This window comes from Neptunicoccus cionae, assembly GCF_002860325.1.
GTDB lineage: Bacteria > Pseudomonadota > Alphaproteobacteria > Rhodobacterales > Rhodobacteraceae > Amylibacter > Amylibacter lutimaris.
In genome coordinates, this window is record NZ_PKOJ01000001.1 from 1,205,088 (window position 1) to 1,213,590 (window position 8,503).

Below are 8,503 nucleotides of genomic sequence, written 5' to 3' on the forward strand. Positions count from 1 at the left end.
TTTTCTGACTTTTGCTCAATATCCAGAAATGGCGTTTATCCCTTATTTCGTTGGCTATATCCGCATTTCACGGTTTTGTTGACTTCTTTCCAATTGCGCCCGTATTCTTTCCTTGTGTGGTATAGAGTGTGGTATTTTTCGCATGGCCTATCTGAACGGCAAGCTGACGAAGAAGCTGGTGGAGAATCTTGGCACCGGGCGTCATGGGGATGGCAACGGGCTTTATCTGGTTGTGGACCCGTCAGGGGCGCGGCGTTGGATTGTTCGGGTCACGGTCAAAGGGCAGAAGAACCGCAAGGGCGCACCGCTGCGCACAGACTTTGGTTTGGGTGGCGCGGATATTGTCACCTTGCACCAAGCCAGAGAACGCGCCTTGGAATATCGCCGGATGGCAAAGCAGGGATTGAACCCGCGCTTTAATGCCCAACGCGAAATTCCGACTTTTGAGGGAATGGCGCGGCTGGTGCATATCGAACGCTTGCCCACTTGGAAGAACGCCAAGCACGGGCAGCAATGGCTGAACACCCTGCGCGACTATGCCTTTCCCAAAATCGGGCGGATGCCTGTGGACGCTATAGGCCAGCCCGAAGCCTTGATGTGCCTTTCCCCGATTTGGACTGTTAAACACGAAACCGCCAAACGGCTGGCCCAGCGCATAAAGACGGTTCTGGACGTGGCAAAGTCCAAGGGCTTCCGGTCGGGGGAAAACCCAATAACCGAAATCCATGACGCCAAAGCCCTGCCCAAAGTCACAAAGAAACCCAAGCACCACGCGGCGATGCGCTGGCAGGACGTGCCAGCCTTCTACGCTGATTTGAAAACCCGCGATGCAATGGCAGCGAAGGCGCTGATGTTCACCTGCCTGACCGGATCCCGCACGGGCGAAGTTTTGGGGATGGAGTGGGCAGAAATTGATTTTGACGCGCGACTGTGGACTGTGCCAGCTTCTCGCATGAAAACCGACACGGAACACCGCGTCCCACTCACAGATGAAATGCTGGCCATTCTGGAGCCTTTGACAGCGCTGAAAAGCAAATTGGTGTTTGAGGGCCAGAAACGGCACCAACCGCTATCCAACATGGCTATGCTGATGCTGTTACGCCGCATGGGGGTAGAGGGCGTTACAGTCCACGGTTTCCGCTCCACCTTTCGCGATTGGGCCAGCGAGGTTGCGAACGCACCGCGCGAAGTGGCAGAAATGAGTCTGGCGCATAAGGTCGGGAGTGATGTGGAACGGGCTTATGCGCGGTCGGATTTATTAGAACGGCGGCGAGAATTGATGGAGCGCTGGAGTGGGTTTGTTTCAGAAAAAAGTCCTGAAAAAACCAATTAATGACTAATCGAAATTGCAGAGGTGCAAATCTCGGCCACCTGTAGTGCTGCGGTCGAAGCGACCCGCGACTTGCACCAGATCAATGCTAGTTGGCGTTCCAATCCGGGTGATGTAAGGTGGAGAATATGTTGGGGGTCTTGTTTTCGGGCAACGTAAGACAAGGGGAGTATAGCCACTCCAACGTTTTTCAATGCCATCGCCATTAAGGTCTCAGGCTGGGCAAACCGGTGAACGACCTCGACTTTCTTGTTCGCTCTTACGCTTACGCTTTCAAAAGCCAAAATAGTAGGTGTTGCTTGCGGCAGAACGAGTATCGGAAAATCTAAAATATCTTCCATGCTGACCTCTGCCGCTCCGAAATACGGATTTTTTTCAGATACGATTGCGACCATTTTGTCAGTCCCCAGCATTTTTACATGACAGTCATCTGCCGGAACCCTGACCCCTATCCCGAAGTCAACTTCATGGGATCTGACTGCTTCGAGAAGGTCTTCGTTGTTCAACTCCCTGACCAAAATATTCACTTGGGGCAGTCTGTCGCTTGTAAATTCGAGGATATCGGGCAGATATCCGGCGGACAGGGTAGGCAGACATGCAATGCGCAAATTCTCCTGACGCTTGTCCGCCACTCTTTTTGCATTCATGAACCCTATAGAAAGTTCACCGATCGCACGCTCTGCTCCTTCGAGCAGCGCTTCGCCTTCGGCTGTAAGCTTTACGACGCGGGATGATCTGTCGAACAGGCTGAAACCGATCTGTTCTTCCAAGTCTCTAATTTGATTACTTATTGCCGGCTGAGTTCGACCGATAGCCTTTGCTGCTTTGCTAAAGCTGCTTTCTTTCGCAACTAAAACGAAGGTCTGTATAAGTTTAAGATTCCAGTTCATTACCACATACTATTCAAAAAAATTATAAACGCATGGGAAAATTGAATTTTCCTGTCAGACCGTTTTCTTTCATGTTGCAGACAAGAGAAGACAACAGGAAGGAAGGTTAGAGATGAAGATAAATGCACCAATACTTGCAATGACGGCGATCGTGTCCGGACATTCCGTGTTCGCACAGGATTTAGAACTACCAAGTCAGATGACCGTAACAGCCTACGGTACATCTTCGGCGGGGTATGCACAGATCCTCGCGATCGGGAACACGCTGCGCGAAGACTTTGGCACCAGCATCAGAATTATACCGGGGAAGAACGATGTCTCTCGGATGATCCCTCTACGAGACGGCATTGCCGATTATTGCGGCTGTTCCATTGCTGCCTATTTTGCGCAGGAAGGGGCGTCTGTATTCGCAGCCCGCGATTGGGGGCCGCAGCGGGTCTATAACATCTTTAACAATGCCGGAGGCGACAACGGGCTGACCATGCTTTGGGCGGATGACGCCGGAATCGACACATGGGCGGACCTTAAGGGCAAGCGCGTTGGCACAGTGGTTGCAGCGCCGGCTGTTGAATACAATACCACCGGTTTTCTGGCCTTTGCCGGACTGACGTGGGACGATGTAGAACGGGTGGAGTTCACCGGCTACAAACAAATGATTTCAGGCCTTATTTCCGGCCGTGTGGATGCGGTTTTCGGAAATACAATCGGATCCTATCCAGAACAGATCGCGGCCTCCCCCCACGGGTTGAAGTACCCAACGTTCCCCCACGACGACGAAGCGGCTTGGGACCGGTTCCGCGAAATCGCGCCTTATTTTAACAAAAGGATCGTGTCTCAGGGTGTAAAACTTGAAAACAACGTCACCGGAAAAGTGCCTTTTGAAGGCGCAGGCTTTCCTTATCCTATTTATGTGACGTACGGCGACAAAACGGCCGATGAAGTCTACGCGTTTACCAAAGCCGTCTTTGAAAGCTATGAGAAATACAAAACCGCCGCGCCTGCGTCGGTCGGCTATCAGGTGGATCGTCAGGCTTTGAAGTGGGTGATGCCGTATCATGCCGGTTCTATCCGCTATTTCAAAGAGGCCGGTGCTTGGGGCGCAGAAGAAGATTCCCACAACGAGATGTTGCTGAAACGGCAGGATCTTCTGGCATCTGCTTGGGAAGAGTTTCTTGCCAAGGACGTGGACGAAGACGGTTTCGCCGACGCATGGATGACGTTCCGAGCGCAAAAGCTGACCGAAGCAGACATGCCGGTCGTCTTTTAATCCACGCAGAAATAGCACGCAGCGCCATCCGCTGCGTGCCGTGAATTTCCAACCTCCCAGAGGATAATGCCATGCAACTTGACCCTTCCAAAACATCCGCGCAAAACGATGCCGAAGTTGAAGAGGTGCGGGGGCGGACGTTTTCTTCCTGGGGGCGCGGACTGCTGATCAGCGCGGCATCTGTTTCACTGCTGTTTTCGGTGTACATCATCTTCAATATTGGCACTTGGACGGGTTTCGTACCGTTCGAGAGCCAGTATTTCTATGCGTTGCAGGCCGTACTGCTGCCCCTTGTTTTTATCATTTTTCCAATGTCCAAGCGGTTTAACAACAGGGTCGGTATCGTCGATATGGCCCTAGCGCTTGTCACCTTTTGTCTGTTCGCGTGGTTCGCATGGGGAAGCCGCACGATCATGGATCAGGGGTGGGAATACGCTGCGCCGTTTCCCGCAAAACTTGCAGCGCTTGCCGCGTGGTTTATCGCGCTCGAGGCGACCCGAAGGGCTGGTGGCACGATGCTTTTTGTCGTTTGTTTTGTATTCTCCCTGTATCCGGTGTTCGGCTGGATGGCCCCCGGTTTCCTAGAAACAGCCCGCAACCCTTGGGATTTCGCGGCCACCTATCATGTCTTTGGCACAGAAGGACTTATCGGGCTTCCAACGGATGTATTCGCCCAGTTAATCATCGGCTATCTTCTGTTCGGCGTTGCCCTGCAAGCAACAGGCGGTGGCAAGTTCTTCATCAATTTCGCCTTTGCACTTCTTGGTCATTACAGGGGCGGTCCCGCCAAGGTTTCCGTTATTGCAAGCGGGATGATGGGCTCTCTGAGCGGATCTGTTGTCAGCAATGTTCTAACCACAGGAGTGTTGACGATACCGGCTATGAAGAAGGTCGGCTTTCGCGCAAATTATGCTGCGGGCGTAGAGGCTTGCGCCTCCACTGGCGGGGCATTGATGCCACCGATTATGGGCGCAGCCGCATTTCTGATGGCCTTCATGCTGTCTATTCCCTACTCGGCTGTTGTGGCAGCGGCGGTGATACCCTCGGCGCTCTACTATCTGGCATTGTTCGTCCAAATTGACGCCTATTCTGCGCGAAACGGACTGAGCGGGCTGAAGGCCCAAAACCTGCCTCGTGTGGGAGAGGTGCTCAAGCGGGGGTGGTATTTCGTGTTCGTGCTGGTTTTATTGATCGTCATGCTGCTGTATTTCCAGCAAGAAGCCCAAGCACCGTTTTATGCGACAGTTCTTCTGCTGTTCCTCAACCAGCTCGATAGAAACAACCGAATGAACCTGAAGGGTTTCGGTGACTTTCTAAGCGCGACTGCCAGATTGTTTGCGGAACTCGCTGCTGTGGTCGCCGGCGTGGGCTTGATTATCGGTGCTTTGTCACTCACCGGAAAGATCGGAACGCTCGCCTATGAGCTGGTCCGGTTTGCCGGAGACAGCCCGATTGCGCTGCTTCTGGTCGGGGCGGTCACCTGCTTTATACTTGGGACAGGGATGACATCCTCTGCGGCCTATATTTTCCTTGCGGTAACGCTGGCTCCGGCGCTGGTTGAAACGGGGTTGAATCCGGTCGCTGTGCATATGTTCATCATCTATTGGGCGATGATCTCTTTCATCACGCCACCGGTTGCACTTGGATCGTTCTGTGCGGCCTCCGTGGCCGGGGGATCGGCATGGAAGACTTCACTGGAGGCCATGCGACTGGGCTCAGTGATCTACATTGTGCCGTTTTTCTTTGTATTGAATCCCGCCCTTATCGGACAGGGCCCATGGTCCGAGGTGCTTGCGTCAGTCTTTTTTGCGGTCATAGGCGTGATCTTCATTGCCCAAGGGATGCAGGGATATTTCTATCGGGTCGGCGGTCTCGAAAATGACCGGCTCACACATTGGGTGGCGCGGCTTTTGCTGATTTTGGGCGGCTTTTTGTTGGCGCTGCCGGGGGGCGGTCTGATTGGCGTATCCCATAGTAGTCTGGCGGGTGTGTCTGCCCTTTGCATTCTTCTGGCGTGGCTCGTCATGCGCATGGCGGGGCTGAAAACATCCCGAACGGTCGCTTGATCCCCCGTTTATTCCAATCGCAATTGAAAGGGTGGATTATGACATCCAGAACCGAACAGACTGTCGTTATCAAGCGTGATATTACATTCGCCCACGCCGCTTGCGGAGATGTAATGCGACCCTTGCAAATGGATATGTACCGCCCAGCGGGGCGCGAATATGACCGGCTTCCCGCTGTGGTCCTGGCCTTTGGTGGGGCGTTTCACAGGGGGTCGCGGCAGGATGATACAGTTACAGAAGACGGCAAAAGCAATACGCCAATCGCGGAATACTGCCGGATGCTGGCAACCCACGGCTTTGCAGCATTTTCCGTAGACTATCGACTTGCACAGGAAGAGCCCCGGCCCGGCCAGACGCCAGTCCTTGCAGATATGGATGTCCCGCTGGAGCGGATACGCGTTGTGCGGGATATTCTTGGTCTGGACCCTATAACCCCTGAACGGATGCGCGACGTTCAGGAAGCCGCGATTGATGATATGGCCAGCGCTTTCAGATACGTTTGCGGCGCGTCACGCCGGCTGGGCATTGACCCGCGAAAGGTCGTAGTGGGCGGGTTTTCTGCAGGCGGACGCAATGCGATAACAGCCGCATTCGGAGAGGCGATTGATCCGGCGGGCGTTATAAGCCTCTCTTCATATGTTCCCGATTTCGTGGTTGAACGCAGGCTCCTTGAGGGGAATGCTCTGTTGCCGGTGCTTGCGATCAGCGCAGAAAACGATCTTGGTTACATCCGAAAAGCCTTACCCAAACAACACGAAACTCTACGGCGTGGCGGCGGGCAGACAATCTGGCGCGTGGTTCCTGACTACGGACATTTCTATCCTGCTGATGCCGCAACTCTGGATGGCTTGACCAAAGCGCCTGCGTGCACCGTGTTTGGGGAAATCCTGCAATTTCTAGATGGACTATACGCAGAAGATGACTGGCAAGGCCAAGACAGGGATGACCTGTCCGGCCTGTCAAACGGAAATTCCAACCCGAACAATTCAAAAGCGACAATAAAATGCTGAACCACCCGAACTTGCGCGCCTTACACAGCCTATTCGAGGCTTTTAACAACCACGATATCGACGGGGTGATGCATCACTTCACGCCAGAAGCAATTTTTGACACTGCGTCTGGTCCCACCTCGTCTGGCACCCGCGTTATGGGGAAGGAAAACATTCGCAAAGTATTCTCGGATACGTTCGAAAGATTTTCGGATAGCCAATGGGAAATCCTGTTCCACAAGAATCTGGGTGACAATCGTGCTGTTTCAAATTGGATCTACACCGCAACTGATCCGAACGGCGATAAGGTCGCGCTAGAAGGCGTTGATATCTTCGTTTTTGAAAACGGGCAGATCGTCCATAAGAATGTTTTCAGGAAAGCTCCGGGCTAAATCAAATTTTAAAGCCCCATCCTGACGTGCAACTGTGGGCCGTTCGAACTGCAAGTATTTCACCGCATACGGAGCACCGCGTTCCGCTCACAGATGAAATACTGGCCATTCTGGAGCCTTTGAAGGCATTGGAGAGCAAAGTAGTGTTTGAGGGCCTGAAACGGCATAAGCCGCTGTCCAACATGGCCATGCTGATGCTGTTACGCCGCATGAAAATTGAGGGTATCACAGTCCACGGCTTCCGCTCCACCTTCCGCGATTGGGCCAGCGAGGTTGCCAACGCACCGCGCGAAGTGGCAGAAATGAGTCTGGCGCATAAGGTCGGGAGTGATGTGGAACGGGCCTATGCGCGGTCGGACTTGTTGGAGAAAAGGCGGGCATTGATGGAGCGGTGGTCAAATTTTGTTTCGGGCGGCACGGGAAAAGTCGTGAGGCTGGCTTAAGTGTTCTGTCCTGTAGGCTATCGTTCCGCGTTAGAATTGTGGCATGAGTTTTTATCAATAAGGCTTACGGAAACATATGACAGAGCCGTTGAAGGGTACAACGCGCCCAACTTTCAAGCGGCATTCAGCCGTGGCTCGCCGCTAGATATTTGTGAGCACATTTTCCTAGCCTCATTGTCAGCAGTAGGCATTCATGTTGCATCGCCTGAAGGCGAGGTCATGAAATTATTCATTAAAATGGCTGACGGTAAACCTAGCCTTTTTTCCACGACTGGAATGTACAGCGCACTTTTGTGCGATGCCGCTCTGGAATTTGAGGCACCAAACACAAAGCCGATTGGTTTTACGAAGCAATCAAGATTTAAAGTGTGGGAAGGTGATGCGAGGGACAATGAAGCGCTATCCCGTTTTTATCCAAGGTATAATGAATTGGAGGATTATGCAAAACGCGACCCAATGCTCGGGCTGTATCATCACACATTATTCCATCACGTGATCCGGAATACCTATATTGTCGCAGATACAATCCCTTCTTGGGCAAAAAAGACCAGCATGGCAGTTGAGGTTGCGCCAATACTGAAAAGCTATTCGGGTTGGTCTATTTGCTTGGACGAACAAACTTACCAAAATGAATGGCAGGAGTACCTTTTGGGAAGAAAGCAAGTGTATTCGGCGTTGGAAGTGGAAAGAAAGCCTAAGGGGGTAGGGCGTCCTAAAATGGAAGCTGCTAGGTCTGCATTTGAAGCGATGGGATTTGAAAGGGGGAAGTTAACGTGGGAGCAGCTTGCACGCAAACTAGAGCGTGAAACGGGAGAGAAACCTAGCCATAAAGCTATGCGGAATTGGCAAGAGGAGCATCAAAAGGAGGACTAATTGCGATTAGTCCTAGGGAGAAAAGGGGGATTTATCCAGATTAGATTAGTCCCATTTGTCCCATATTTCTAATTCAAAACAATTGATCCAAGTGGGTTGTTACCGAAGTAACTGAAGGACAACCCATGACAGGCTTATTTAACCCAGACCGAATCTACGTCCTAGGCGACGATGAACTCAACCTCATAGGCGACCGGGATAAACTTGCACAATGAGCTACCCCCCGAAATTCGGACAGTGACGCAAGCTACGA

8 protein-coding genes are annotated in these 8,503 nt (G+C 52.5%); 7 read left to right on the plus strand and 1 reads right to left on the minus strand.

Translation table 11 applies throughout. The annotated features are described in order from the left end of the window. The first annotated feature begins 142 nt into the window (after window positions 1-142). Entirely contained in the window at window positions 143-1,333 is a 1,191-nt protein-coding gene (locus C0U40_RS05815) for a tyrosine-type recombinase/integrase (protein WP_101654736.1), read from the plus strand. Here the strand turns inward: C0U40_RS05815 and C0U40_RS05820 are convergent. Further along, the gene (locus C0U40_RS05820) at window positions 1,330-2,220 is read right to left on the minus strand and encodes a LysR family transcriptional regulator (RefSeq protein WP_101654737.1); all 891 of its coding nucleotides are present in this window, start codon (window positions 2,218-2,220) and stop codon (window positions 1,330-1,332) included. The genes C0U40_RS05815 and C0U40_RS05820 overlap by 4 nt on opposite strands. Before the next feature lie 112 nt (window positions 2,221-2,332). Here C0U40_RS05820 and C0U40_RS05825 point away from each other — a divergent pair, with 112 nt between their 5' ends. From C0U40_RS05825 to C0U40_RS05850, 6 genes are all read left to right on the plus strand, one after another. After that, window positions 2,333-3,487, plus strand: a complete 1,155-nt coding sequence (locus C0U40_RS05825) for a TAXI family TRAP transporter solute-binding subunit (RefSeq protein WP_101654738.1) — start codon at window positions 2,333-2,335, stop codon at window positions 3,485-3,487. Window positions 3,488-3,558: 71 nt separating this feature from the next. Next, entirely contained in the window at window positions 3,559-5,553 is a 1,995-nt protein-coding gene (locus C0U40_RS05830; protein ID WP_101654739.1) for a TRAP transporter permease, read from the plus strand. A gap of 38 nt (window positions 5,554-5,591) precedes the next feature. Continuing rightward, a complete protein-coding gene (locus tag C0U40_RS05835) occupies window positions 5,592-6,563 on the plus strand; it encodes an alpha/beta hydrolase (RefSeq protein WP_101654740.1) in 972 nt (323 codons plus the stop codon). Beyond that, on the plus strand, window positions 6,557-6,934 hold the full coding sequence (locus C0U40_RS05840; protein WP_101654741.1) for a nuclear transport factor 2 family protein: 378 nt from the start codon (window positions 6,557-6,559) through the stop codon (window positions 6,932-6,934). The genes C0U40_RS05835 and C0U40_RS05840 overlap by 7 nt, the downstream gene beginning before the upstream one ends. 26 nt (window positions 6,935-6,960) lie before the next feature. Beyond that, entirely contained in the window at window positions 6,961-7,377 is a 417-nt protein-coding gene (locus tag C0U40_RS05845) for a tyrosine-type recombinase/integrase (protein WP_286134800.1), read from the plus strand. Then, entirely contained in the window at window positions 7,378-8,250 is an 873-nt protein-coding gene (locus tag C0U40_RS05850; RefSeq protein WP_145991891.1) for a hypothetical protein, read from the plus strand. Window positions 8,251-8,503 lie beyond the last annotated feature (253 nt).